The sequence below is a fragment of the Embleya sp. NBC_00888 genome (assembly GCF_045207655.1).
Lineage (GTDB): Bacteria > Actinomycetota > Actinomycetes > Streptomycetales > Streptomycetaceae > Embleya.
On the sequence record NZ_CP108785.1, the window covers coordinates 2,591,939 to 2,617,952 of the forward strand.

The 26,014-nt window shown below is 72.2% G+C and carries 25 protein-coding genes and 1 pseudogene; 15 read left to right on the top strand and 11 right to left on the bottom strand.

What is annotated here, in order from left to right:
- Window positions 1–163: 163 nt before the first annotated feature.
- The 4 genes from OG948_RS45625 to OG948_RS45640 all read left to right on the top strand — a co-directional run bounded on the left by OG948_RS45625 (window position 164) and on the right by OG948_RS45640 (window position 3,533).
- Window positions 164–619, top strand: a complete 456-nt coding sequence (locus tag OG948_RS45625; RefSeq protein WP_331770909.1) for an ankyrin repeat domain-containing protein — start codon at window positions 164–166, stop codon at window positions 617–619.
- Between the two features lie 91 nt (window positions 620–710).
- Window positions 711–1,391 (top strand): M15 family metallopeptidase, encoded by a 681-nt coding sequence (locus tag OG948_RS45630; RefSeq protein ID WP_331770910.1) that lies wholly within the window; start codon window positions 711–713, stop codon window positions 1,389–1,391.
- 168 nt (window positions 1,392–1,559) lie between these two features.
- Window positions 1,560–2,930 (top strand): alkaline phosphatase, encoded by a 1,371-nt coding sequence (locus tag OG948_RS45635; protein WP_331770911.1) that lies wholly within the window; start codon window positions 1,560–1,562, stop codon window positions 2,928–2,930.
- A gap of 168 nt (window positions 2,931–3,098) precedes the next feature.
- Complete coding sequence (locus tag OG948_RS45640; protein WP_331770912.1) at window positions 3,099–3,533, top strand: GNAT family N-acetyltransferase; 435 nt, start codon at window positions 3,099–3,101, stop codon at window positions 3,531–3,533.
- A gap of 137 nt (window positions 3,534–3,670) precedes the next feature.
- Here the strand turns inward: OG948_RS45640 and OG948_RS45645 are convergent, their stop codons facing one another.
- Window positions 3,671–4,426: a helical backbone metal receptor gene (locus OG948_RS45645; protein ID WP_331770913.1), complete on the bottom strand. Its 756-nt coding sequence runs from the start codon at window positions 4,424–4,426 to the stop codon at window positions 3,671–3,673.
- A 71-nt stretch (window positions 4,427–4,497) separates the two neighbouring features.
- Complete coding sequence (locus OG948_RS45650; RefSeq protein WP_331770914.1) at window positions 4,498–5,175, bottom strand: TetR/AcrR family transcriptional regulator; 678 nt, start codon at window positions 5,173–5,175, stop codon at window positions 4,498–4,500.
- A 75-nt stretch (window positions 5,176–5,250) separates the two neighbouring features.
- Between OG948_RS45650 and OG948_RS45655 the strand changes: the two genes are divergently transcribed.
- From OG948_RS45655 to OG948_RS45670, 4 genes are all read left to right on the top strand, one after another.
- The gene (locus OG948_RS45655; RefSeq protein WP_331770915.1) at window positions 5,251–6,264 is read left to right on the top strand and encodes an ABC transporter ATP-binding protein; all 1,014 of its coding nucleotides are present in this window, start codon (window positions 5,251–5,253) and stop codon (window positions 6,262–6,264) included.
- The gene (locus tag OG948_RS45660; RefSeq protein ID WP_331770916.1) at window positions 6,264–7,127 is read left to right on the top strand and encodes an ABC transporter permease; all 864 of its coding nucleotides are present in this window, start codon (window positions 6,264–6,266) and stop codon (window positions 7,125–7,127) included. Before OG948_RS45655 ends, OG948_RS45660 begins: the two co-directional genes overlap by 1 nt.
- Window positions 7,128–7,212: 85 nt before the next feature.
- On the top strand, window positions 7,213–7,917 hold the full coding sequence (locus tag OG948_RS45665; RefSeq protein WP_331770917.1) for an MSMEG_1061 family FMN-dependent PPOX-type flavoprotein: 705 nt from the start codon (window positions 7,213–7,215) through the stop codon (window positions 7,915–7,917).
- A gap of 180 nt (window positions 7,918–8,097) precedes the next feature.
- On the top strand, window positions 8,098–8,709 hold the full coding sequence (locus OG948_RS45670; protein ID WP_331773519.1) for a CatB-related O-acetyltransferase: 612 nt from the start codon (window positions 8,098–8,100) through the stop codon (window positions 8,707–8,709).
- Window positions 8,710–8,833: 124 nt separating this feature from the next.
- On the opposite strand, the gene OG948_RS45675 is transcribed toward OG948_RS45670, so the two are convergent.
- Window positions 8,834–9,391 (bottom strand): TetR family transcriptional regulator, encoded by a 558-nt coding sequence (locus tag OG948_RS45675; protein ID WP_331770918.1) that lies wholly within the window; start codon window positions 9,389–9,391, stop codon window positions 8,834–8,836.
- Window positions 9,392–9,495: 104 nt separating this feature from the next.
- Between OG948_RS45675 and OG948_RS45680 the strand changes: the two genes are divergently transcribed.
- The 3 genes from OG948_RS45680 to OG948_RS45690 all read left to right on the top strand — a co-directional run bounded on the left by OG948_RS45680 (window position 9,496) and on the right by OG948_RS45690 (window position 11,103).
- A complete protein-coding gene (locus OG948_RS45680) occupies window positions 9,496–10,041 on the top strand; it encodes a carboxymuconolactone decarboxylase family protein (RefSeq protein WP_331770919.1) in 546 nt (181 codons plus the stop codon).
- Window positions 10,038–10,259 carry a hypothetical protein gene (locus OG948_RS45685; protein ID WP_331770920.1) on the top strand — a complete coding sequence of 74 codons (222 nt, stop codon included), beginning with the start codon at window positions 10,038–10,040 and terminating at the stop codon, window positions 10,257–10,259. Before OG948_RS45680 ends, OG948_RS45685 begins: the two co-directional genes overlap by 4 nt.
- A 241-nt stretch (window positions 10,260–10,500) precedes the next feature.
- Complete coding sequence (locus OG948_RS45690; RefSeq protein WP_331770921.1) at window positions 10,501–11,103, top strand: TIGR03086 family metal-binding protein; 603 nt, start codon at window positions 10,501–10,503, stop codon at window positions 11,101–11,103.
- A gap of 43 nt (window positions 11,104–11,146) precedes the next feature.
- On the opposite strand, the gene OG948_RS45695 is transcribed toward OG948_RS45690, so the two are convergent.
- Window positions 11,147–12,010, bottom strand: a complete 864-nt coding sequence (locus OG948_RS45695; protein WP_331770922.1) for a siderophore-interacting protein — start codon at window positions 12,008–12,010, stop codon at window positions 11,147–11,149.
- 234 nt (window positions 12,011–12,244) lie between these two features.
- Between OG948_RS45695 and OG948_RS45700 the strand changes: the two genes are divergently transcribed.
- Both OG948_RS45700 and OG948_RS45705 read left to right on the top strand, forming a co-directional pair.
- Window positions 12,245–13,324 carry an enoyl-CoA hydratase/isomerase family protein gene (locus OG948_RS45700; RefSeq protein WP_331770923.1) on the top strand — a complete coding sequence of 360 codons (1,080 nt, stop codon included), beginning with the start codon at window positions 12,245–12,247 and terminating at the stop codon, window positions 13,322–13,324.
- 228 nt (window positions 13,325–13,552) lie between these two features.
- Complete coding sequence (locus OG948_RS45705; RefSeq protein WP_331770924.1) at window positions 13,553–14,701, top strand: AAC(3) family N-acetyltransferase; 1,149 nt, start codon at window positions 13,553–13,555, stop codon at window positions 14,699–14,701.
- Window positions 14,702–14,735: 34 nt separating this feature from the next.
- Here OG948_RS45705 and OG948_RS45710 read toward each other — a convergent pair whose 3' ends face one another.
- From OG948_RS45710 to OG948_RS45730, 5 genes are all read right to left on the bottom strand, one after another.
- The gene (locus OG948_RS45710; RefSeq protein ID WP_331770925.1) at window positions 14,736–15,536 is read right to left on the bottom strand and encodes an AAA family ATPase; all 801 of its coding nucleotides are present in this window, start codon (window positions 15,534–15,536) and stop codon (window positions 14,736–14,738) included.
- 185 nt (window positions 15,537–15,721) lie between these two features.
- Window positions 15,722–17,305 carry an MFS transporter gene (locus OG948_RS45715; protein ID WP_331770926.1) on the bottom strand — a complete coding sequence of 528 codons (1,584 nt, stop codon included), beginning with the start codon at window positions 17,303–17,305 and terminating at the stop codon, window positions 15,722–15,724.
- Between the two features lie 36 nt (window positions 17,306–17,341).
- The gene (locus OG948_RS45720) at window positions 17,342–19,102 is read right to left on the bottom strand and encodes an ABC transporter ATP-binding protein (protein WP_331770927.1); all 1,761 of its coding nucleotides are present in this window, start codon (window positions 19,100–19,102) and stop codon (window positions 17,342–17,344) included.
- The gene (locus OG948_RS45725; RefSeq protein WP_331770928.1) at window positions 19,099–21,036 is read right to left on the bottom strand and encodes an ABC transporter ATP-binding protein; all 1,938 of its coding nucleotides are present in this window, start codon (window positions 21,034–21,036) and stop codon (window positions 19,099–19,101) included. Before OG948_RS45725 ends, OG948_RS45720 begins: the two co-directional genes overlap by 4 nt.
- Before the next feature lie 1,069 nt (window positions 21,037–22,105).
- Window positions 22,106–22,765: a pentapeptide repeat-containing protein gene (locus OG948_RS45730; RefSeq protein ID WP_331770929.1), complete on the bottom strand. Its 660-nt coding sequence runs from the start codon at window positions 22,763–22,765 to the stop codon at window positions 22,106–22,108.
- A 590-nt stretch (window positions 22,766–23,355) separates the two neighbouring features.
- On the opposite strand from OG948_RS45730, the gene OG948_RS45735 reads away from it, so the two are divergent.
- A complete protein-coding gene (locus OG948_RS45735) occupies window positions 23,356–23,904 on the top strand; it encodes a 2-phosphosulfolactate phosphatase (RefSeq protein ID WP_406300630.1) in 549 nt (182 codons plus the stop codon).
- Between the two features lie 158 nt (window positions 23,905–24,062).
- Here OG948_RS45735 and OG948_RS45740 read toward each other — a convergent pair whose 3' ends face one another.
- Window positions 24,063–24,719, bottom strand: a complete 657-nt coding sequence (locus OG948_RS45740; RefSeq protein ID WP_331770931.1) for a TetR family transcriptional regulator — start codon at window positions 24,717–24,719, stop codon at window positions 24,063–24,065.
- A 661-nt stretch (window positions 24,720–25,380) separates the two neighbouring features.
- Between OG948_RS45740 and OG948_RS45745 the strand changes: the two genes are divergently transcribed.
- Entirely contained in the window at window positions 25,381–25,863 is a 483-nt protein-coding gene (locus OG948_RS45745; RefSeq protein WP_406300631.1) for an MOSC domain-containing protein, read from the top strand.
- Between the two features lie 24 nt (window positions 25,864–25,887).
- On the opposite strand, the pseudogene OG948_RS45750 reads toward OG948_RS45745, so the two are convergent.
- Window positions 25,888–25,953 (bottom strand): annotated as a pseudogene (locus OG948_RS45750) (hypothetical protein); the annotation flags it as partial.
- Between the last annotated feature and the right edge of the window lie 61 nt (window positions 25,954–26,014).

A 26,014-nucleotide genomic window follows, 5' to 3' on the forward strand; every position in this document is an offset into this window, starting at 1 on the left:
GTTCGCGGCCCGATGGCCCGCGTTCGCCGGTTCCGGGATCACTATCGAACTTCAAGTCGAGTTGAGGTCAAGCGGCCCTCGGTCGCCCCGCCGACCCCTGTCCCGGTCCGCACATCGAGTGCCGGTTCCCGCTCCCGGAGCGCCGGTGTGGCAGGGTGGCGGGATGTCGTCGACCGAGTCGCAAGGGTCGGGCCCGGGGCCCGCCGGGTGGGATCCGCACGCGCCCGGGGGCGAGCTGTTCGTGGCCATCGAGCGGGGCGATCCCGAGGCCGTGCGCGAACTCCTGGCCGCCGGCGCGGAGATCGAGGGGCGGGATCCGAGGTCGCGCTTCCTCGACGGGCAGACTCCGCTGATCGCGGCGGCTTCGATGGCACACCCGGACCTGGCGCGGCTGCTGCTCGACCACGGCGCGGCGGTGAACGCCCGGTCGGCGTCGGGATGGACGGCGCTGATGCGTACGTGCAACGCGGGAAGCCTGGACTGCGCCCGCCTGTTGCTCGACGCGGGAGCGGACGCCGGGATCCGCAACGACGAGGGGTACACCGCGCTGGGCCGGGTGCCGGGCGACCGGGCGGAACTGGTGCGGTTGTTGCGTGAGCGCGGCGCGCCCGTGGTCTGACCGGAGTACGCCCCGGGCACGACGCGCGACCCGGGACGCCACGACCGGACCACGCGCAAGTGCTCCGGGTGCGGCACGAGATGATCACCGCATGCAACAGATCATCTTGATGTCCGATCCTCGCGTGGCCGCCGTCCCCGTACACGAGTGCGACGAACCGCTCGTCGATGTCCGCCTGGACGGCTCACTGCCGGTGGACCTGCGCCAGGCGGATCGAGCCGAGACGTTCTCGTTCCTGCGGGTGGGCGTGCTCGACCGGTTGATCAAGGCCCAGGCGGCGCTGCCGGACGGGCTGCGGTTGTTGTTCGTCGAGGGGTACCGGCCGCCGGCACTGCAACGGCACTACTTCGAGGAGTACTCGGACGAGTTGCGGGCCGCGCGTCCCGACTGGTCCGCCGACCGGATCCACATCGCGGCCAGTCGCTACGTCTCACCACCCGACATCGCTCCGCACAGCGCCGGCGCGGCGGTCGACCTGACGCTGGTCGACCCGGACGGCCGCGAACTCGACCTCGGCACCCCGATGAACGCCAGTCCCGAGGACAGCGCCGGAGCCTGCTACACCGCCGCCGAGAACATCGACGCGACCGCCCGCGCCAACCGCGACGTGCTGAGCGCCGCACTGACCGCCGGCGGACTGGTCAACTACCCCACGGAGTGGTGGCACTGGTCCTACGGCGACCGCTACTGGGCGCTGACCACGAATGCGGAAGCCGCCCGCTACGGCCCGTGCGAGCTCGACCGACGGTCGCAGTGGGTGGCACTGCGATGACGGATGGTGTCGGATCGCTCGGCATTTCGGCGGATTCCCTCGGTTTGTAGGGGGCGGGCAACGGCCACGCGGCCGTACACGACACGTCATCTGTTCTTCGCCCCTTGGTTCCCCCACGACTGATGGACTCTGCCACGTCGGCAACGCGTCGACCTCGAAGGAGGAGAAATGCCGGATCTGCGTGTGTCCCGCCGTCATCTCGCGTGGGGTGCGGCCGTCGTACTGGCCATCGGCGTCGCCGTACCCGGCGCGGCGTCGGCGTTCGGTCAGGCGGATCAAGCCCGGCACTCGATCACGGACGGATCGGCCAAGAACGTCATCCTGCTGATCGGTGACGGCATGGGCGACTCCGAGATCACTCTCGCCCGGAACTACTCGGTCGGCGCCGCCGGCCGGCTGAACATGGACCGCTTCCCGCTGACCGGCGCGTACACGACGTACGCGGTGGACAAGGAGAACCGTCCCGACTACGTCACCGACTCGGCCGCGAGCGGCACCGGGTGGGCGACCGGGCACAAGACGGTCAACGGGCGCATCTCCAAGACCCCGGACACCGACAAGGCCGTGCCCACCATCCTGGAGCTGGCCCAGCGCAACGGCTACGCCACCGGCAGCGTCACCACCTCCGAGCTGACCGACGCCACCCCGGCCGTACTGGCCGCGCACGCCACCGACCGCAGCTGCGCGGGCCCGGCGGACATGGCCAAGTGCCCGACCGACACGATCGCCGCCGGCGGCCCCGGCTCGATCGCCGAGCAGAGCGTCGCGCACAAGGTGGACGTGCTCCTGGGCGGCGGCAAGGCACGCTTCGACCAGACCATCACGCAGGGTCCGTTCGCGGGCAGGACGGTCACCCAGCAGGCCCAGGCGCAGGGCTACCAGGTGGTCACCGACGCCGACTCGCTCGAGGCCGCCAAGGCCGGCAAGCCGGTACTCGGCCTGTTCGCGCCGGTCAACGTGCCGGTCGAGTGGACCGGCAAGGCGGCCGCGGTGGGCGGCACCGAACCGCAGCGCTGCGTGACCTCCAACCCGGCCCGTCCGGCCGGTACGCCGAGCCTGGCGCAGTCCACCGCGAAGGCGCTGGAACTGCTGGAGGCCAAGCAGTCCGGCCGCGGTCACGACCGCGGCAAGGGCTTCTTCCTCCAAGTCGAGGGTGCCTCGATCGACAAGCAGGACCACGCCGCCGACCCGTGCGGTCAGATCGGCGAGACCGTCGCGTTCGACCAGGCGGTCAAGCTGGCCCGCGACTACGCGGCCAAGCACCCCGACACGCTCGTGGTGACCACCGCGGACCACGGCCACACCAGCCAGATCGTGCCGCTGGAGGCCACCCCGCCGGGTCTGTCCTCGACGCTGGTCACCAACGAGGGTGGGCAACTGAAGGTCAACTACTCGACCAACACCCCGGGCAAGTCGCAGGAGCACACCGGCACCGAGGTGCGCATCGCGGCGCAGGGCCCGCAGGCCTACCGAGTGCTGGGCGTGACCGACCAGACGGAGCTGTTCACCACGCTGCGCACGGCGCTGCGGCTGCGCTGACGCGCGGACGGGAACGACCCGGTCGGGCGTTCGACCCCGCCCGGCACCGCTGCCCGCAGGCACCCGCCTGCGGGCAGCGGCATGTTCGGGCACCGGCCGTGCCGGCGGACGCTCGGGCCGAACGCGTGGATAGGGTTTGCCCTTTCGCATCATCCTTGGAGGCGGCTCGTGGTCGACATCGGCAGGCTCACGCCGGCGGACCGGGCGGAGTGGCAGGTCCTGTTCGAGGGCTACAACACCTTCTACGAGCGCACGCTCGCCCCAGAGTTGTTCGACCGGGCGTGGACCGCGTTCCAGGAGGACACCCGGATGCACGCGCTGGGCGCGAAGGTGGACGGCGAGCTGGTGGGTATCACCCACTTCCTCGTGCACGCCAGCACCACGGCGCCCGACGTGTGCTACCTCCAGGACCTGTTCACCGCACCGAAGGCCCGGGGCAAGGGGGTTGCGGGCGCGTTGATCGCCGCGGTGGCCGATTGGGCCCGCGAACGCGAGTGCTCGCGGGTGTACTGGTCGACCCACCAGGACAACGCCACGGCCCGCCGGCTCTACGACCGAGTGGGGCTGAACCGGGGCTTCGTGCTGTACCAGATCACCCTCTGAGGGCACCGGGCACCGGGCACGGGGCAGGGGGCAGGGGGCAGGGGGCACGGGGTCCAGGGCACAGGCGACGCCGGGACGCCGGGACGCCGGGACGCCGGGACGCCGGGACGCCGGGACGCCGGGCACGGCGTGTGTGGCTACGGCGCGAGTCGGGCGGCGAGCAGCGCGGGGGCCTCGGCCAGGGACGGGCCGTACCAGGTGAGGTGGCGTCCGCTGACGAGTGCGGTCGGGACGCCGGGGAACGCCTCGGGGCCGTCGTCCGCGGTGAACGCGTAGGGTTCGTCCGGCAGGACCACCAGATCCGGTGCGGCGGCCCGCAGTTCCGCCAACGGGATCGCGGGCCAGCGCTCGGGGTGGGACGCGAAGACGTTCACGACGCCGAAGCGGGCGAGGACGTCGCCCGCGAAGGTGTCCCGGCCGGCCACCATCCACGGACGGCGCCACACCGGGATGATCGCCCGTCGCCGCGGCGGAGCCGGCGGCAGCGCGGCCCACGCGGCGCGGCAGCGGTCGAGCCAGGGCGGGACGGGAAGCCGGCATCCGAGCGCGAGCATACGTTCGAGCGCGGTGAACGCCTCGTCCAAGCCGCGAACCCGGGTGACCCACACGGCGATTCCGGCGGCCCGCAGCGCGGCCAGATCCACGGCGCGGTTCTCCTCCTCGTTGGCCAGGACCAGGTCCGGGGCGAGCGCGCGAATCGTGTCCAGGTCGGGGTTCTTGGTGCCGCGCACCCGGACCACGTCCAACTCGGCGGGATGCGTGCACCAGTCGGTGGCGCCGACCAACAATCCGGGCGCGCTCGCCGCGACCGCCTCGGTGAGCGAGGGCACCAGCGAGACCACCCGACGGACGTCGTCCGGTACGGGCACGCTCAGGTCCAGATCGTCACGCATGCGCCGACCCTACGACCGCGCGGGCGCGGGACGCCCGGGCGTCGGGGCGGTCGTCGTGACGCGGGCCCGCGTCACGGGCGCGCCCGGTAGCTGCGCAGCCACATCCGCACGCCGTCGTCGACGATCCGCCCGATCTCGGTGGAGGTGACCTCGTGCAGGCCGTCCCGCGAGCGATGGATCGCCTCGTGCGCGGTGAGCAGGATCAACTGGTGTGTCGCCAGGGGCACATCGGGGATGTCCAGGACGCCCGCCTCGACGTACTTGCCGATCTCGCGGGCCACCGCCTCGTCGAAGGCCGGGCGGGGCCGGGCCCATTCCTCGGCCAGTTCGGGATGACGCCACTGCTCGGCCACTATCACCCGACGCAGGGCCACCATCTCCCGATCCAGCACGAGTTCGGTCCAGATCCGAGCCGCCGCGCGCAGGTCGTGCTCCAGGTCGCCCGACTCGTGGAAGAGCGCGGCGAAGCGGGCGACGGAACGATTCGCCGCGTCCCGCTGGGCCGTCTCGACAACCGCGACGAACAGCGTCTTCTTGTCGCCGAAGTGGTTGTACACGGTCTGCTTGGAGGCGCCCGCCTCGGCGGCGATCACATCGACGCTCGTATCGGTGAAGCCGTACCGCAGAAACACCCGCTTGGCCGCCTCGACGATGGCCTGGCGCTTGTCGGGTCGCCCCGGCCGCGCGGCGGGACGCGGCGACTGCCCGGCCGATCCGGTATCCCGTCGGCCTTGACCACTTGGACTCATGCGTCCAATACTAGCGGAGCAATATTTTGACTGGACGGTCCAGTCAAATAATTCGATCGAGACCCGGGAGCAGCCGTGTCATCTCCCTCCTTGCCCGATGTCCACCCCTCGGCGGTCGATCCGCCACCCGCTCCCGGTCCGGACACCCCCGTGGTGGTCCGTGCCGAAGGACTCGCGAAGGTCTATCCGGACGGCACCACCGCGGTGCACGGCCTGGACCTCGCGGTCCGGCGCGGCGAGGTGTTCGCGCTGCTCGGCCCCAACGGCGCGGGCAAGTCCACCACGGTGGGCATGCTCACCACCGCGATCGTGCCGACCTCCGGCCGGGCCCTGGTCGCCGGCGTCGACGTCGCGACCCACCCCGCCGCCGCACGCCGGGAAATCGGCGTGGTGCCGCAGCGCAACACCCTCGACCGCGGCCTGACCGTGCGCGAGAACCTGGTCTTCCACGGCCGGTACTTCGGCCTGCGCCGCGCGGACGCCCGCCGCGAAGCCGACCGCGGGCTCGCCCGGGTCGCCCTCACGGCGGTCGCCGACAAGCCGGTGGACGGCCTGTCCGGCGGCATGGCCCAGCGGCTGATGATCGCCCGGGCGATCCTGCATCGGCCCGCAGTGCTGTTCCTGGACGAGCCCACCACCGGCCTGGATCCACAGAGCCGGCTCGCCCTGCACGCGTTGATCCGCGAGTTGCGCGCCGCCGGCCAGACCACCGTGCTGATCACCCACGACATGGACGAGGCCGATCGGCTCGCCGACCGGGTCGCGATCATCGATCGGGGCCGGTTGCTCGCGCTGGACACGCCGGACGCGCTCAAGCGCTCGATCAACGCGGACACCGTGGTCGCGGTGAGCGCACACGCGCCGACCGCCGAGGTGGCCGAGGTGTTGCGGGCACGAATCCCGGGAGCCCGCGATGTGCGCGTGCACGCCGACACGGTGTCGCTGACCGTTCGGGGCGAGCCGGCGGTCTTCCCGATCGTGGTCGCCGCACTGGCCGACGCGCGGATCGCGGCGCGCGACGTACGGGTCGAGGAACCGTCGTTGGAAACCGTGTTCATCCGGCTCACCGGCAAGGAGTTGCGCGACTGATGGCCGCCGTCGACACCCCCGAACACTCGGGCACCGCGGCGCCGGCCGAACCCGTCGCGCCCGCGCGCCTGTCCGCCGGCGAGACCCGGCGCGCGTTCCGCGCGCTGCTCGCCCGCGACCTGACCGTGCTCCGCAGGCAACCGGTCAATTTCATCGCCCGAACCGTCGTGCAACCGTTGATGCTGCTGTTCGTCCTGGGTTACGTCACGCCGCGGATCGGGCCGGGCGGCGGCCACGGGGCGGAGGCGACCGAGCAGGCCACCACGCTCCTGGCCGGCATGCTCGCGATGGTCGTGCTCTTCCAGGGCATCTTCGCCGTCGCGATGCCGCTGGCGCAGGAGTTCGGTTACACCCGGGAGATCGACGATCGCGTGTTGTCACCGATCCCGATCGGCCTGGTCGCGGTCGCCAAGGTCGTCGCGGGCGCGCTCCAAGGCCTGGCCGCCGCACTGGTGGTCTTCCCGCTCGCCGAGTTCGTACCCGCGTCCCGACCCGAACTGCACACGCACTGGGCGGTGTTGCTGACCATGGCCCCGCTCGGCGCGGTGATGTGCGCCAGTCTGGGGCTGTATCTGGGCACCGCCTTCGAGGCGCGCAGCGTGATGGCCCTGTTCTCGATCCTGCTCACCCCGCTGCTCTATCTCGGCTGCACGCTGTACCCGTGGAGCACACTGGGCCCGATCCGCTGGGTCCAGGCCGTATCCCTGCTCAATCCGCTGACCTACGTGAGCGAGGGCTTCCGCGCGTCGGTCACGCCGGCCGATCACCTCGGGCTGTATGTCGTGTATCCGGTGCTGCTCGGCTGCACCGCACTGCTGCTCGGGCGGGGAATCCGCCACTTCCGGCGCCGGGTGGTGGGCTGAGCCGGGTGGGTGCGGACCGCCGGACCGTGGACCTCGGGGAACCCGGGCCCGGTCCGCGGTCGGGGGCTCTCCTAGGGTGGGTTCCATGACCACACGCACGGAAAACAGCACCTCGGACGACGCGGCCGGCGCCGACGGACACTTCGACACCGGGCTGTTCGACGCACTGCGCGCGGACGCGATAGCCGACGTCACGAGCCTGCGCGAGTTGTACGAACAACCCGGCGCGGCGGCGGCCGCCAAGGAGATGGACCGGCTCACCGAGAAGACCCGCGCGCTGGTCGGCTGCGCGTCGCTGGTCTTCGTCGCCAGCACGGACGCGCAGGGCCGCTGCGACGTGACCCCGCGCGGCGGCCCGGCCGGCTTCGTCACCGTGCTGGACGACCGCACCCTGGTGATCCCCGACGCCACCGGCAACAAGCGCCTGGACACGCTGCACAACGTGCTGGAGACCGGCCGGGTCGGGCTGCTGTTCGTGATTCCCGGGCGCACCACCACACTTCGCGCCAACGGCCGCGCGTGCGTGTCCGCGCGGCCGGAGTTGCTGGAGCAGTTGACCGCCGTGGGCAAGCAGCCGGTGAGCGCCCTCGTGGTCGAGGTGGACGAGGTCTACCCGCACTGCCCCAAGGCGCTGCTGCGCAGTTCGGCCTGGAAGCCGGAGGGCTGGCTGCCCGCCGACGCGCAGCCGAGTTCGGCCGAGGTGACGTTGGCCCAACTGCGGATGCCCGGGTTGACCATCGAGGACGTCCGGCAGGCGGAGGCGGACTCGCTCAAGTACCGCTACGAATAACCGCAGCGGTCGGGTGTCGGGGCGGTCGGCGGGCGGAAGCCGGCCGCTCCGGGGTTGACACCGGGCCGGACCGGGAATCCGCCTCCCGTTTTCGAGCGAGGAACCCGCGGAGGACTTCGAGATCTTGGAGTACATCACGTGAACGCACTGCCACCCGCCGATCCCACCGTGCTGCACCCGATGCCGGGGCAGCGGCGCGTGGTGCTGCTCAAGCCGTTGGTGACCTCGCCGTTGATCGAGGTCGGGGAATTCTCGTACTACGACGACCCGGACGATCCCACCGCGTTCGAGACCCGCAACGTGCTCTACCACTACGGCCCGGATCGACTGGTGATCGGCCGGTTCTGCGCGCTGGGCGAGGGCGTACGGTTCATCATGAACGGCGCCAACCACCGGATGGACGGCCCCTCGACGTTTCCCTTTCCGATCATGGGCGGGTCCTGGGCCGAGCACTTCGACCTGATCACCGGCCTCCCGGGTCGCGGCGACACGGTGGTCGGCAACGACGTGTGGTTCGGCTACCGCTCCACCGTGATGCCGGGCGTACGCATCGGCCACGGCGCGATCGTCGCCTCCGGCGCGGTGGTGGTCGACGACGTTCCCGACTACACGATCGTCGGTGGCAATCCGGCCCGCCCGATCCGCCCCCGGCACAGTCCCGAGGACATCACCCGCCTGCTCGAACTGGCCTGGTGGGACTGGCCGATCGAGCACATCACCCGGCACCTGCGCACCGTCATGTCCGGCACGGTCGCCGAACTGGCGGCGGTCGCCCCCACCCCGACCGACTGACCGGCCACCGCGATCCGGCAACCTTCGCCGGGTCGCGGCATGTCGCGCCCGTACCGCGCCGCACCCACCACGCACCCCGCACCGCCCGTACCGCGCCGCCCTCGCACCGGGGCGCGGCGCGGGCTCATGTCGTGGGCGGGACGGCGGCGAGCAGGGCTTGGGCCAGGTGGCGGGCCCGACCGGCCGGGGCCGGGGTGCGCTCGCGGAGCGCGGTGACGATGGCGCCGTCCATCAGGAGGGCGAATCGGCCGGCCTGGACGGCCGGTTCGGCGATTCCGGCGGCGGTCAGGAGTTGTTCCAGGTAGTCGACCACGTGTTCCTTGTGGGCCGCCGCGACCCGATGTGCGGGGCTGTCCGGGTCGGCCGACTCGATCATCGTGTTGATGAACGCGCAGCCCCGGAAGTCCTCCCGCTCGAAGCGCTCGGCGAGCGCGTCGAAGACGGTGAGCGGATGCCCGCCCAGGGCCTCGACCCGCTCGGCGAGCCAGCTCCGCCAGCGCCGGTCGCGGGCCTCCAGAACGGCGACCACGAGGTCGTCCTTGCTCGGGAAGTGCCGATACATCGAGGCCCGGCCCACGCCGGACTCGGCCAGGATGCGCTCGACGCCGACGGCACGGATGCCCTCGGCGTAGAAGAGTTCCTCGGCGGTGGCGAGCAGGCGGTCGCGGGCGTTGACGGGCACGTTCGGATCCTAATCCCTCTTGACCGAAAACGGTACTGATCAGTACCGTCTGCGAAACGGCACCGATCGGTACCGTTTGGGTTTCGAGGCTCTCGGGAGTCCGCATGTCGTCCACACCCACCACGACCACACCCCCGGCGGTCGCCGCCGAGGAGCCCGACGGCGGGGAACTCCTCGCCCGGGTCGCCCGCCAACTCGGCCGGGTACCGAACCTGTACGCCGCGCTCGCGAGCGGCCCGGCCGCGCTGGAGGGCTACCTCGCGATGCGCGACCACCTCACCCGGGGCGTGCTGCGACCGCGCCTGCGGGAGCAGCTCGCGCTGCTGATCGCGCAGGAGAACGAGTGCACCTACTGCGTCAGCGCGCACTCCTTCCGCGGCGGCCTGATCGGGCTGACCGAGCAGGAGCTGCGGGCCACCCGCGACGGGCACGACGCCGATCCGCACACCGACGCCGTCCTGGGCCTGGCCCGGGCGATCCTGCGCACCCGGGGCCGGGTCGCCGAGCCGGACCGCGCGGCGGCCCGCGCGGCCGGGGTCACCGAGGCCGAACAGGCCGAGATCGTCGCGCACATCGCGCTGAACACGCTGTCCAACTACTACAACCACCTGGCCCGGCCGGAGCTGGACTTCCCGGAGGTGCAGGCATGACCTCGCACCGCACCTGGCTGGACGCGTCCGTCGAGCTCGTCGACGGCTACCCGGTGATCGGCGCCGACGGCGAGCCCACCGTCTTCGTGCCGAGCGCCCGGGTCGCCTTCGAGGGCGGGTTCGCGCACCTGGACATCCCCGGCACCGGCGTCGTCCAGATCGTCTCGGCGCCTGCCGTACGCCGGATCACCCACCGGAACGAGCCGACGGCGAGCTGACCCCGCGGTGGCGCGCCGGCCGGTACGGGAGTCCGGCCGGCGCGCCCGTCCCGGGCAGGCGCGGCATGCGCGTCGTCGCGGTCGGGTAATCGCGATGAGTTTTCCCGACCGATCGCGATGAGTTCTCCCGACCATTCCGGTCCACCCCTCGAGGACCCGCTGTGGACTCGTAGTGGACCCGCGGTGGACTCGGACCGGAATCGAACGACAACGTGCAGCACAGCCGCAGAGGAGTCACCCCATGACACTGGACCTGCAATCGCCGGCCGCGACCATCGCCCGGCTCGCGGACGGGATCGAGGACGAACGACTCGACGATCCGACGCCGTGTACGCGATACACGATCCGGGATCTGCTTTCCCACCTGGTCGGGCTGACCGCCGCGTTCCGCGACGCGGCGCGCAAGGAGTTCGGCCCGTCGACGCAGACCGCGCCCGGCGGCACGATGCCCGCCCTGGATCCGCGGTGGCGCGATCTGCTGTCTCGGCAGTTGCCCGAGCTGGTGGACGCCTGGCGCAAGCCGGACGCGTGGGAGGGCGAGACCCAGGCCGGTGGCGTGACGTTGCCCGCCGAGATCATGGGCCTGGTCGCACACAACGAACTCGTCCTGCACGGCTGGGACCTGGCCCGCGCGCTGGGCCGGGACTACACGGTGGACACCGCGAACCTGGATGCCTCCCTGGCCTTCCTCACCCCGCCGCCGGACGCCGACCACTCCGTCGACGCCCCCGTGGACGCCCAGGGCCTGTTCGCCCGCGCGGTGCCGCTGCCCGCCGACGCTCCGCTGCTCGACCGCGTGGTGGCCCTGGCCGGACGGGCCCCGAACTGGCCGGCGGCGGTGTAGGCGCGGGCCGCGACGGGCGGGCGGGTCGTACCGGGCCGATCGCTCAGGAGTCGCCCGCCCGCGCCGCGTCCGCCGAACGCTCGCGCGCCTCGGCCAGATCCTCCTCCGTCGGCGCGTCGTCCTGGGTCAGCCGCAGTCGCCAGTAGCCCGCGAACTCGATCCGCCCCTTGGCCAGGCCGCGTTCGTCCACCAGGTGTCGGCGCAGCGCCCGCACCACACCGGCCTCGCCCGCGATCCAGGCCCGTACCGAGCCGCCGGGCAGCTCCGCATCGCGCACCGCGCCCAGCATCACGTCGCGCTTCCCGGGCGGGACTTCGCCACGATGCAGCCAGTGCACGGTGAGTTCGGCCCGGCTCGCGAGGTGTTGTTCCTCGGCCGCGTCGACGACTTCGGCGTACACGATCGCGCGGGCGCCCACCGGGAGCGATGCCAGGATCGAGCCGATCGCGGGCAGCGCGGTCTCGTCGCCGACGAGGAGGTACGTGTCGGCGTCGCCCAGCGGGCGGGCGTAGCCGGCCGACGGGCCGTAGCGGCCCAGCACGTCGCCGGGCCGGGCCGTCCGCGCCCATCGGGTGGCCGGTCCGGCGTCCGGGTGCAGCACGAAGTCCACGTCGATCGCCGCGCGTTCGCGGTGATGGGCACGGACCGTGTAGCTGCGCATCCACGGGCGCTCGGCGTCCGGGATGGCCAGGAACGCCTGGTACCACCGCTGCACGTCGTCCGGGTCCTCCTCCGGCAGACGCGGCGCGCGCTGTCCCGCTCGGGGGAAGCACAGCTTGAGCTGCTGGTCCGGCCAGGTGGGAAAGTCGTCGAGTCCCTCCCCGGTGAAGGTCACCCGCGCCACGCGCGGTGTGACGCGGGTGACGTCGGTGACGTGGAGATACGAAACGAGGGGTGATTGCCCCATGGCATAAATCCCAACGAACAAGTGGATTCACGACGGGTCGAACGACCCGGCCCGGGCAGGTCTAGCAAAAAATTGTGCGGATTTGTCAAGCGTGAGGGCCCGGGAAACCGAGAATCCGAGGGCCCGAAAGAGAGCCCGAGAGCCCGCTACGAACCGCCGGGGCGGCGGCCGGGTAGCGTGCGAGGCGTACCGGATCTTCCGGGAGCACGGACCGCGAAGGGAACGAGCCGCACGATGACGCCGCAAGCGCAGAGCCCGCACGAGGACACGGTGCTGGTCGATCGGGTGGGCCCGGCGGGTCGACTCGGCCGGATCACGCTGAACCGCCCGCGCGCGATCAACGCGCTCGACCACCCGATGGTGCGCCGGATGCACGCCGCGCTCGCGGAGTGGGCGGACGACGACGAGGTCGCGGCGGTGTTGGTGACCGGAGCCGGCGAGCGCGGGCTGTGCGCGGGCGGCGACATCCGGGCGATCCGCGCCGACGCACTCGTGGGCGGGCACGCGGCACGCGAGTTCTGGCGGGACGAATACCTGCTCAACGCGCGGATCGCGGCCTACCCGAAGCCCTACGTGGCGATCATGGACGGCGTGGTGATGGGCGGCGGTGTCGGCGTCTCCGCACACGGCGACGTCCGGATCGTCACCGAACGCTCGACGGTCGCCATGCCGGAGACCGGGATCGGCTTCGTGCCCGACGTCGGCGGCACATACCTGCTCTCCCGCGCGCCCGGCGAACTGGGCACACATCTGGCGCTGACCGCCGGGGCGATCGGCGCCGCCGACGCGATCCTGTGCGGGCTCGCCGACCACTTCGTACCGGTCGACCGATTGCCGGCACTGCTCGACGCGCTCGCCGCCGAGGACCCGGCCGACGCCGCCGCACGCCACGCCGAGACCGCGCCGGCGGGCGAACTCGCCGAGCGGCGCGGGTGGATCGACGCGTGCTACGCGGCGGACAGCGTCGAGGAGATCGTGGACCGGCTGCTCGGCAGCGGCGAGCCGGCCGCGAAGGAGGCCGCCGAATCGATCGCCGGGAAGTCGCCGACGTCGCTCAAGGTCACCCTGGCCGCGCTGCGCCGGGCCCGGGAGCTGGATTCGCTGGCTCTCGTGTTGGACCAGGAGTATCGGGTCTCGTGCGCGTCGCTGGCCACGGCTGACCTGGTCGAGGGCATCCGCGCGCAGGTGGTGGACAAGGACCGTGATCCGCGCTGGTCGCCCGCCACGTTGGCGCAGGTCGGTCCGGCCGAGGTCGCGGCGTTCTTCGCGCCGCTGGGTGAACGGGAGCTGGGGTTGGCGGCGACGACCGGCTGAGCCCGGCGCCGGTCGTCCGTCGAGCGAGACCTGTCCTGGGGATGCCTGCAACGCGCACTTGGGCCACCCCGAACGGCGCCTCGTGGCAGGTGTGTTCCCGTCGCGCGGCGGGTGTCCTGGGGCCGCTGGGCATGGCCCGTCGTCGGGTCTTCCCGCGCGACGACTCTCGTGGGAGAGTGATCGCCGCAATCGCCGAACCCCGGATGGGCACGATAGAGGTGTGGAACTGTGTCGGTCCTCGATCTCACTCCGGAGCGCATCGCCGAGGATACGCGGTACCTGCTTCGTGGTATTCCGTCCGACCGCACGATTTTGCTGCATTCGTCGCTCGCGGCCTTTCTCGAGCCCCTGTCCGCCCGGACATCGACCCGGGATCGTGCCGGCGCGGGTCCCGGTGGCACACGGTCGGGCCCCGAGGCCGATATGGCGAAGGTCGTCGTGGACGGGATCATGGACGGCCTGGGACCCGACGCCACCCTTGCCGTACCGACCTTCACCTCCTGGAACTCGCTGACCTCGCACGCCTATCGGGCCGCGGTCGAGGGGAAGACCCCCGAGGAGCGCGCCCGCATCGAAGCCGCCCTGCCCGCTTTCGATCCGGGAATCACCCCGTCGGAGGAGGTCGGCTTCCTGAGCGAGGTGATCCGGCGGCGCGGATTTCGCAGCAGACATCCACAGACGTCGTTTGCCGCCACCGGGAAACGTGGTCACGAGATTGTCGACGGGCACGACCCGCGCAGTCACTTGGGCGAGGCTTCCCCACTCGGCGCCCTGTACCGGACCCCGAACACCCACATTCTCATGGCGGGCACCGACTGGGACACGTGCACGGCGTTCCACCTGGCGGAGTACAAGCGGGAGAATCCACAGGAGCGGCACTACCAGACTCGGGTCTACAGCCCGCTCAACGGTCGCGGTGAATTCACCCAGTACCGCGACGTGGTCCTTGACGACAGCGACTTCATGGGTATCGGCAAAGCCTTCATGAAACAAGGCGTCGGCCTCACCAAGGGTGGCTTCATCGGAGGCGCGAAATGCCTTTTGGTGCCCTTCAAACCGGCCGTCGACTTTGCGGTTCGGTACATGGAGGAGAATCGTGTGCCGCTCGCGCCGGAGGACCTGAGAAAATTCACGATGCAGCGCGACCTGGTCGACGGGTATACACAGACCAAAGGGTTCTCGCAGGAGCGGCAGAGTTTTCTGCTCCGCCCGGTGGGGGCGCGTATTTCGTCGAAGCAGCTCGGGTTGACCATGAGGCCCGCGTCCGAGGCGCTGCGGACGCCCCGGGACAGGCTCAGTCACCGCGATCGGGTGACCGACGAGAGCCCGGCCTACCGAGTCGCGAGGTCGCGGCCCCGGGAAATCTCCTCGGAGTGAGTCCGGCCGCCCGGGTCCGCCGTGGGCTTCGGGTTCACGGCATCGGTTCGGGTGTGCGGGGGTCCCGCCGGGTGATCACGCGGGTGGTCGTGGTGGTGGGCAGGATCGGGGGTGGTTCGGTGGGCTCCGGCACCGGGCCCGGCAGCGGGCGAGGGGTCCGCCCCGGGCCGAACTCGAGCGCGATCACGTGTTCGCGCAGGGTGCGGTCGAGCAGTACGACCGAGGCCGCCTCCGGTACGACGGCGCCGCCGCCCTGTACGGACAGCGCCAGCAACAACTGCGCCAGACCGCGCCGGTGTCGGTCGAAGACCCGCCCGGGGACCCAGCGCCCGCGCCGCTCCTGGCCGGCCAGCGCGTCGGCCGCGTCCACCGCGAGCAGTACCAGGTGCAGTTCGCGCCGCTGCCGGCCGGCGGATCGGGCCAGCCAGCGGCGCATCCACGGTCTGCTGCCGCAGTCGTGCACCAGCACCGGTCCGCCGCCGCGCACGTGCGCGCGCAGCCGCCGCACGTGTTGCAGTCGCACCCACGGCCGATAGACCGCGTACGGCAGCCAGCCGGGCATCCGGGTCTGATATTCGACGTGCACCGTGCGCGGGTCGATCACCGTCGCCGATCGGGACCAGCGGTGCAGCAATGTGCTCTTGCCACTGCCGGGCAACCCGGAGACCACCACGACCGAGCCGCTCGGGTAGCCCAGCACGGCGGGCCCGCGCTCGCGTCCGCGCAGGTCGACCATCCCTCGCGGGCGTAGCGGCAGGCCGGGATCGGCCGGCGGTTCCTCCCGCGCGTCCGTCCGGTCCGGCCTGTGCGGCTCGCCCACTGTCGCCTCCCCCACAAGCGGACATCCTCACAGGTCGCGCCGCCTGCGGGGCAGCCGGGGCCGCCAACGATAATCATCGTCGACGGCCGCCGTCGCGCGGGAGAGGACGCGCCGGCCGCCGCCCGGTCACCCGGTCGGTGCCGGCCCGGGCTTTCGCACGTACCCGCCGACCGGACCGGCGAGCGGGGTCCCGAGGATGTTCAGCCCGCCTTCGCCTCGTGCGGCTCGTGCCGGTCCCCGTCCCGGATCAGCCACGTGCACAAAACCGCCGCCGCGAACGCCAGGACGGACATCAGCAGGCACACCTGTGCCAGGCCCGCCGTGAACGCCTCGCGGGCGCTGTCCAGCGCGGCCGGATGCTCGGACAGCGGCTCGAACCGCCCGGAGACGACACCGTCCCGAACCTGGTCGACGGCTCCCTCCGGCACTCCGCCGCGTACCAGCACGTCGCCGCCCAGTTCGTCTCCCACCCGTGCGGTCAACAGTGCGCCGCCGGCGGCGACTCCGATCGAAGTACCCAGCGGGAAGAACATGTTGGTCGCGCCGGACGCCATCCCGGCCCGCTCGGCCGGCACCACACCCACCGCGACGCCCATCAGCGGCGGGAAGCTCAACCCGCCGGATATGCCCAGTAGTACGAAGCCCGGCAACATGACCGTCCACGAACTGTCCGCGTCCACCGGCAGCATGGTCAACGTCCCGACGCCCGCCACCGCGAAGCCCAGACCGATCGCCTGCCCCGGTGTCAGCACCCGCAACACCAGCCCGCTCAACGGCGCGACCACCAGGATCGGAATGGTGAGTGCCAACATCTTCACGCCGGTCCGGAACGGCGAGTTGCCGAGCATGCCCTGCAACCACAGGATCAGGAACGGCAGCAGGCCGAACGAGGTGATCCGGGCGAACAGACTGGCCAGGATCGCCCCGCTGAAGGACGGGATCCGAAACAGCCGCAGATCCAACAGCGCGATCCTCGGCCGGGCCATCTCGACCAGGACGAACGCGACCACCAGCACCGCGCCGCCGGTCAGCGTGCCCACCACGACCGGATCCGCCCAGCCCTTGTCCGGGCCCTTGATCACGGCGTAGTTGAGCGCGAACAGACCGACGATCGCGAGCAGTACGCCGGCCAGGTCCAGTCGGCCGCGCCCGGCCACGCTCGTGCTGTCGTCCGGCAACCGCAGCCACGTGCCGAGCACGACCACGGCGCCCACGGGGAGATTGATCAGGAAGATCCAGCGCCAGCCGAGCCCGTCCACCAGTCCACCGCCGACCAACGGTCCGAGCGCGGCGGCGGCACCGCTCAGGCCGGAGTAGACGCCGATCGCGGTCTGGCGGGTGGATCCCGCGTAGGCGGACGCCAGCAGTGCCAACGAGGTGGCCATCACCATCGCGGCACCGATGCCCTGCACGCCGCGGCAGGCGATCAGCGTGCCGACGTCGGGCGCGGTCGCGCAGGCCGCCGAGGCGAGGGTGAACAGTGCGACGCCCGCGCCGAACACCCGGCGCCGGCCGATCCGGTCGGAGACCGAACCGGCCGCGAGCAGCAGCGCGGCGAACGCCAACGTGTACGCGCTGACCACCCATTGCAGGCCGGCCAGTCGGGCGCCGAGGTCCTCGGCGATGGCGGGCAGCGCGACGTTGACGATGGTCACGTCGAGGGTCATCAGGATGCCGGCACCGCTGACCAGGATCACCGGCCAGCGGCCCGCCGCAGCGGCCGCGACCGGTTCCGGCACCGGCGTATCGGAGGTGGACGGGGTGGGGGATGTGGGCTGAACCATGGTGACGAAAGACCTCACACGTCGGGAATGGACGGCCTACTGCGGTGTGTGCCCGGGTGCCGGCGCGGCGAGGCGCCAGCCTCGGGCGCGTTCGCGTTCGGCCCAGAAGTCGGCGTAGCGGCCGGGTTGTCCGGCCAACTCGTCGTGGGTGCCGCTCTGTACCACCGCGCCCTCGTCGAGCACGACGATGCGATCGGCGGCGACCACCGTCCGGAGCCGATGCGCGATCACGATCAACGTCCGGTCGGCGGTCAACGCGCGCAGCGCGTCCTGCACCACCGCCTCGTTCTCCGGGTCGAGCGCGGCGGTCGCCTCGTCCAGCAGGACGACCGGGGCGTCCTTGAGCAACGCCCTTGCGATGGAGACGGGTTGCCGCTCGCCGCCGGACAGCGAGGCGCCGCGCTCGCCGACCCGGGTCTGCCACCCCGCGGGCAGCCGGGCCACGATCTCGTCCACCCGGGCCAACCGTGCCGCATGGCGCACGTCCGCGTCGGTCGCGTCCGGGCGGCCGACCCGGATGTTGGCCTCGATCGTGTCGTCGAACAGGTAGACGTCCTGGAACACCAGCGACAGCCTGCTCATCAGGTCCGACGTGGACATGTCCCTGACGTCCACGCCGCCCACCCGCACGCTGCCGCCGTCCACGTCCCAGAAGCGGGCGATCAGCCGGGTGATCGTGGTCTTGCCCGAACCCGACGGTCCGACCAGCGCGGTCATCGTGCGCGGCGGCACGGTGAACGACACGTCGCGCAACACGCGCCGGTCGTCGTAGCCGAAGTCCACGTGGTCGAACACGATTTCGGTACCGATCCCGGCGTCGGCCGGCGAGCGCGGAGCGGCCGGTTCGGGCAGCGGCGGCACCGCGAGCACCTCGTCGATCCGGTCGATGTCGTGCGCGGCCAAGCGCAGCGCGGCGCCGAGGTCGGCGACCTCGATCAGCGGGCCGGTGAAGCGGGTGGCCAGTACCAGCAGCGCGATCAACTCGGCGACGTCCACGTCGCCGTCGAGTGCGAGCGTCACGCCGACCACCACGATCACGGTGAACGCGGCCTGTACCGCGAGCGCGAAGCCGGCCGCCCCCGGCACGCCGCTGCGCACCATCCGCACCGCGGCGCGGCGCTGGTCGACCAGCGAGTCGTCGAGCAGCCGATGGCCCTCGGCGGTCCGGCCGAACGCGCGCAACACGGGCTGCGCCTGGGCGAACTCGACCATTCTGCTGGAGGATTCGACCGCCGAGGCGTCCACGGCGTGGGCACTCTTGGCGATCAGCGCGTTCGCCCACCGGTAGACCAGCGCGAGCACCGGGGTGAGCACGACGGTGGCCAACGCGAGTCGCCAGTCGAAGAACAACATTCCCACCGCCACGGTGACCGGCGTGACCACCGAGGTCACCAGGGGTTGCAGCAGGTGCGCGGGCACCCCGGTGATCATCACCGTGCCCTGCGACGTGGACTGCGCCAGCCGGCCCACCCGGTCGGCGGAGAACCAACCCAGGGGCAGCGCCGTGACGTGGTCGCCGACCCGGTGGTGCAATCCGCGCAGGAGGGCGAGTGCGCTGGTGAAGCCGAGCATGGCCTGTACGTAGTAGGCCGCGCAGGTGAGCACGGTCACACCGGCGAGCAGCGCCGGCCACGGATGGGTCGCGTCGGTGTCGCCGCGCAGGAGCGGACGCAGCACCGGGACGATCAGCACGACGCCGACGCCCTGGAGGATGCCGTACAGGGTCAGGGTCGCGAGGTAGCGCTGGAATCGGCCGAGGTCTTCCGGCGCGACGATGCGCAGGAGTTGACGGATCATCGGGTGCTCTCCCCGTGTGCTTCGGGCACCTGGCCGTGGGTTTGGCTGTGGTTTTGGTCGTCGTGGCCATCGCGGTCGCCGCGGTCGCCGAGCTCACGACTGTCGTCGCGGTCGTCGTGCCCGATGTGTGACTGCGCGCGCCACAGTCGGGCGTATGTGCCGTCGGCGGCGAGGAGTTCGGTGTGTCGACCGGATTCGACGATCCGGCCGGCTTCGAGCACCGCGATCCGATCCACGTGGGTGATCGTGTGCAGGCGGTGCGCGATCACCAACAGGGTTCGCCCGGCGACGAGTTCGGACAGCGCGTCCTGTACGGCCGCCTCGGACTCGGGGTCGGCGAACGCGGTGGCCTCGTCCAGTACCAGCACGGGGGTGTCCGCCAGGATCGCCCGAGCGATGCCGATCCGCTGCGTCTCGCCGCCGGACAGGTGTGCGTCCTCGTGCACCACCGAGTGGTATCCGCGCGGGAGTTCGCCGATCCGGTCGTGGATCTGCGCGGCCCGCGCGGCGGCCTCGACCTCCGCGTCGCTCGCGTCGGGCCGGGCGAGCGCGATGTTGTCCCGCACACTGCTGCGCAGCAGTCGGGTCTCCTGGAAGACGAAGCCGACGTGCCGATACAGGTCGCGGTCGGCCAGGTCGCGCACGTCCACACCGCCGATGCCGACGGTGCCCCGGTCCGGATCCCAGAAGCGCGGCAACAGCCGGGCGAGCGTGGTCTTTCCGGATCCGGAGGGGCCGATCAGGGCGGTCACGGTGCCCTGTTCGAGAACCAGGTCGACGCCGTTCAGCACCGGGTTCTCGCCGTCGTAGGAGAAGTGCACGTCCTCGAAGCGCACTCGGGCGCCGACCGGCAGGCCCGGTTGGGCCGGGGGTTCCAGCACCGGTTCCGCGAGCAGTTCACCGATCCGTCCGGCCGCCTCGGAGGCTTGGCGCATCGCCTGCGCACCGAAGCCGAGGGCGATCACGGGTGCGCCCAGGCCCACCGCGAGCATCAGGAACGGCAGTACGTCGACCGGGTCGCTCCAGCCCTCGTCGACGAACCAGGTGCCACCGCCGAGCGCGACGAGCAGCATCACCGGCGGCGAGATGATCATCGAGGACGCCGCCTCGACGCGCAGCATCGGACCGACCCATCGGCCGAAGAAGTCGGCGAGGTCGTCCCCGGCGCGCCGGTACCGGTCGTGCGCCTTGCGGGCCTGGCCGAAGGTCTTGACCACGGCGATCCCGGCGACGAACTCGACGACGGCCGAGTCGAGTCGGTCCAGAGCCTGGCTCCAGGCGGCGATCTTGGCGGTGCCGTCGCGCATCATCCACCCGTACGCGATCACATACAGCGGCAGTGGCGCGATCGCGAGCAGGGCCAGTCGCCAGTCCACCCAGAACAGGTAGCCGATCGCGAGCAATGGGGTGACGAGGGCGGCGACCAGGTCGTTGAGCGCGTGCGCGACCAGATGGTGCAGCGCGTGCACGTCGTCCTGCAACAACCGCTTGACCCGGCCGGAACCGCGCGCGGAGAACCACCCGAGCGGCACGCGGCCGAGCCGCTCGGCGAGGCGGCGGCGGACCAGGAGCCCGGTGTCCGCGTCCGCGTAGTGGGTGATCGTGTACGCGACGCCCGCACACGCGGTCCGCAGCAACAGGCCGACCACGGCGGCGAGCACCCACCACCACACGGTGGCTCGGTCGGTCGGCCCGGCGGCGAGCAACTCGCGCGCGATCTCGGCGACCGCGACATACGGGGTGAGCCCGGCGGCCGACCCGACCACCTGAAGCCCGGCCCCGATGGCAAGCCGACCCCGCACCGGTGCGAGCACCTCACCGAGCCCGGACACCCCCTTGCCCGCCGCCCCGGAATCCGCGTCGGCCGCTTTCGCGGTCAGCGGCGAACCCGACCGCCCTGCCGGCGCTTCCGTCTCGGTGATGTACGTGGCCACGCGAATCGACCTCTCGTCCGGTCTGCTGCGCCGTCTGGATTTGATCAGTGATCAAGCAGGTTAGCCTCACCTAACATCAACCACCACAGCCGGGCCCGAATTTTCGCCACACCCCAACCTCCAAGTCACGGGGGGCGCTCGACGCGGCGCGACGGCGCGGGGCGGCGGGGCGGCGGGTCGGCGCGGCAGGTCGGCGCGGGGCGGCGAGGCCGCGCCGGGCGGGGTGCGGCGGGCGGTGCGCGGCGGGCGCGGCGGCGCGGCGGGCGCGGCGGCGCGGCGGGCGCGGCGGCGCGGCGGGCGGTGCGGGGCGGCGGGCGCGGCGGCGCGGCGGGCGGTGCGGGGCGGCGGGCGCGGCGGCGCGGCGGGCGGTGCGGGGCGGCGGGCGCGGCGGCGCGGCGGGCGGTGCGGGGCGGCGGGGCAGCGGGGCGAGGCGAGGCAGCGGGGCGGACGCGGCACAGGGCGGTGGGTCGGCGCGGCGCGGGGTGGCGGCGCGGCGCGAGGCGCGGCGCGGAGCAGGGCGGCGCAAGGCGCGGCGCGGAGCAGGGCAGCGCGGCGTGGGGTGGGATGGCGGCGCGGCGCGAGGCGCGGCGTGGGGTGGCACGGCGTGGGGTGGGATGGCGGCGCGGCGCGAGGCGCGGCGTGGGGTGGCACGGCGTGGGGTGGCGCGGCGCGGGGCGACGCAAGGCGGCGCGGGGCGACGCGAGGCGGCGGCGCGGCGCGGCCGGGAACGCGGCCTGGAGTGGCTGCGGCGCGGGGTCGGGCGCGACGCGGAGCGGGAAACGGGGCCGGGCAATGCAGCGCGCGGAACAGGGTGGGCCGCGTCCGGACGGACGGCGAGGCGGTTGCACTGAAGGCGCGGTGGCCTTGCGGCCGAGTCAGAGTGCGTGGCCGGGCCGGTCGTGGGCGCGGCTCATGAAGCGAAGCAGCACGGTCCACACGACGGCGGGCCGGTGCGCGGCGGCCTCAGGCATCGGCGCGGACCCGACCTCAGGCGCAGTGCGGTGCGTGGGGGCGGGCGGGCGACTGCGAGGTGGCGCCGGGGGCGGCGTGGTGGGTGGGGGTGGGGCTGTCAGTGGTCCTTGACGGTCAGGCCCAGGAGGTGGGCGAGGGCTGGGGCCAGGGCGAGGAGTTGGGTGGTGTTGATGGTGGCGCCGCGCAGCGCTTCGAGGCCGGACGCGATGTCGAGGGCGCCGGCCTCGCGCAGGTCGACCCGGGTCATCCGGGCGCCGTCCAGGCGGGCCCGCTCCAGGGTCGAGCCGGGGAAGCTCACGTCGGTCAGGGTCGCGCCGGCGAGGTCGACGTCGCGGAGCAGGCAGTCCACGAAAGTGACCTCGCGCAGCTTGGTCTGCCGCAGGTTGACCGAGTCGAACTTGCACTGATGAAAGACCACGCGCCGCATCGTGGCGCCGAAGGCCTCGGTCCCGGCCAGTACGCACGCGGTGAACTCGGCGTCCATCCACGCGGTCTCCGCGAAGTCGACCCCCACGACGCGCGCGCCGTGCAGCCACACGTCGTCGAACCGGGCCCGCCGGTACCGGCCGCCGGTGAACGTGACCGCCGAGAACGCCGACGACGTGAACGCGGAGCCGCCGCCCTCCACCTCCACGAAGGCGTCGCCGTCGAAGTGCGCGAGTTCGTGGTCGCCGTCCCGGTCGAGTTCGCCCTCGAACGCCACGAGCCGGTGTGCGTAGGGCAGTTGCGCGAATTCACGCGGGGTGCGGGCACTCATCGGAATCCTCCACGGACGCATCGTCGGGACCGGGTCCCACTGGCGGCTCCCACCCGGCAGTGCATCGTTCGGCCGGGGCGGGGAGTGCCCCATGCCTATCGTGCGACGCGCCGTTTCACCGAATCGTCGAGGTGCGCACGAGGGTCGATCGGATGGCCGCCGTACTGACGCGAAGGCATTCGTAAATCATCCCATTTCGTCACCAAAAGCCACCTGTAATTCTTGTCACTCCGCGCCATCAGCTGCCCGGCCGACCGCCTTCCGAGCCCTCGCCACAACCCAACCGAGCGTCCCACCAGGGCCGTTGCCGCACGTTCGAGCACACGGCCGCCTCGACCGTGCCGTCCGCGCCGAGTTCGCTGAAAACGATCCTGCGGTCCAGGTGCCGTTACCGGGTCCCGGTCCCGGCTCGCCGGGAGTGAGCGGCCGAGTGGCCCTTGAGCGCAATCGAGTCGGCCCGGCCAAGCATCGCAGTCGGTCGAGCTCTCCTGGCATGATCTTCGGCCATGGACGACCGGTGGAGGCAGGGAGGCCATGGGGTGCGGCCATATCGTTGGCGCGATGAGAGTGCCTCGGTGTTCGCCGACCAAGTGAACGCCGACCTGGCCGTGGGACGTCGCGCGGCTACCGGTACGTCTCCGTGGTCACTCTCTCCGGCCGCTTTGCGAGCCGCTCCCTTCACGCCTCGATTGGTGCTTCCCTCACCCAACGGCTCAGCCATCGCGTCCGCGGCCGGCGACGCCACCGTCGTCGCGGCCTCGCTCCGCAACGCCGCCGCGGTGAGCAGGTGGCTCGCCGACAAGGGCTACGGGTCCGCCGAGCGTCCTGTCGCTGTGATCGCCTCGGGCGAACGATGGCCCGACGGCAGTCTCCGGCCCTCACTCGAGGACCTGCTCGGCGCGGGAGCAGTAGTCGCCGGGCTGGGGGAACACGGCTGCGGCACGATCTCCCCCGAAGCCGACGCGGCAGCGGGAGCTTTCGTGTCGACCTCCGACGTGGGCACCGCCGTCGCCGCCGGTGCTTCCGGGCGGGAACTCGCCGCAGGCGGGTTTGCCGAGGACGTCGCCATCGCAATCGAAATGGACGGCTCGAATGTGGTTCCCGTCCTCTCGGGCGGGGCCTTCGCGCACGCGGGATGATCGTGATTCACCATCGAGTGAAACGCTCCCGGCGTCGAGCCGGGTGGTTGCCGCCACCGCGCGAGCAAGGGTTGAGGCGGTCCGCCCGCCACGCGAAACAGGCGCGGCCGGCAAAGGGTTGCCGTCCGGCGAACCCACCGATCACGGTCATCCGTGCGTCAGGAGGGGAACGGGGCCAGTGGTTCCGCGCCGGCGGCCAAGGCCTCGATGCGCGCGGCGATGCCGTCCAGGGCTCGATCGAGGGTGTAGGTGTAGATGTGCAGGGCGTACGCCTCGCGTTCGTCGGGGCCCTGGCGCAGGTGGGCCAGCGTCGCGGCGAAGGCCCGCAGACCCTCGCCGCCGGCGGCCAGTTGCTCGGAGAGTTCGCTCATGTCCACCGCGGACACACCCGCCGCGGAACGGTCGTCCTCGATCGCGATCGGCGACATCGCCCCAGCGAACAGCACGTGGTAGGCCGCCATCGCCTCGACGCCCAGGCCGCTGCGGGCCAGCAGCGCGACGCCGTGGTCGATGATCGGCAACGCGGCCGGCACGTTCGGCCCGCGCAGCACGAGCCGCCGCGCGACCCCGGGATAGGCGCGCAGGATCGGCCGGGCGGCCAACAACAACTCGCGGAACCATTCCCGCCACGGCAGATCCGGATCGGGCACCGGGAAGCGGGCCACGACCTCCTCGACCACCGCGTGCGCCACCGCGTCCCGATCACCCACGTGGTGATAGAGCACCTGCGGCCACGAGTCGAGCGCGGTGGCCAGACTCCGGATCGTCCAGCCCTCCAACCCCACCTCGGCGGTCAACGCGGTGGCCGCACGCACGACCCGATCCCGCGTCACCGGCCGCTTCGAGCGCACCGGCGTAAGCCTGGCCTTGGGCACGACAACCACCCCCTGACCACTCGGATCGACACCCACGACCCACCCAAACTACTGGACGCCCCACACCACCCCGGGCCGCCGGGTCGACACCCGCGATGGAGCGTCACGGATCCAGCGAGCCACTCCCCTCACACCGGCCGGCGTACGCATCCCGCCCCCGCTCGGACGGTTCGCCCGGTCCACCGGGCGGACGCGTCCCCGTCACCCGCGACACCGAAACCGAACTGCCCGGCGCCGCAGACCACTTGCTCCGGGACCCTGACGCAGGCGCGCCGACGAAGAGACCCCGCGCGGCGCCCACCGGCCACTTCCGGCTCGCGCCCACGCGACCGGACCCCCGCCGACCCACGCCCCGCACGTCCCCGAACCACGCCGACGCGGCCACGCCCACCGACACCCGACGACCCGCACCGTACGCACCGACACACCGCGCCACGCGCCACGCGCCAACGCACCGCCCCGGCGCCCTCTCGCGTCCCGTGAGCGCTCGGGCCCTAGGGTCGTGGGTATCGAATGGGGACTCGGGAGAGTGGGTGTCGGCGTGGAGGCGCGTGTGGTGACGGTGAGCCGGGAGGCGGAGCATCGGTTCACGAAGGCGAATGTGGAGAGCATTCGGCTGCTGGCCGGGCTCGGCGTCGAGGGCGATGCCCATCTCGGCGTCACCGTGCAACATCGTTCCCGGGTCGCGGCCGACCCCACCCAGCCCAATCTGCGTCAGGTCCACCTGATCCACGCCGAGTTGTTCGAGGAACTCGCCGAGGCCGGCTTCACCGTCGCGGCGGGCGAGTTGGGCGAGAACGTCACCACCCGAGGAGTCGACCTGCTCGGCCTGCCCACCGGGACGCTGCTGCGCCTGGGCGCCGAAGCCGTGGTCGAGGTGACCGGGCTGCGCAACCCGTGTCCGCAGATCAACGCCTTCCAGGACGGCCTGCTCAAGGCCGTCGTCGGCCGCGACGAGGCGGGCGGCATCGTCCGCAAGGCGGGCATCATGGCCATCGTGCGCACCGGCGGCGACATCCGGCCCGGCGATGCGATCGCCGTCGAGTTGCCCGCACCACCCCACCGCGCACTCGAACGCGTCTGAGCAACCCGCCCGCCCCGGCGCGGAGTTCCGAAACGCCGCCAGGGCGACCAAGGTCGCGCCCATCCACCCCATGGCCGGCCACACCACCCCGCGCCGACCGGCGACCGGAACCTTGGGTGGTCGGTGACCGAGCCCCCGGTCGGTGTGACCG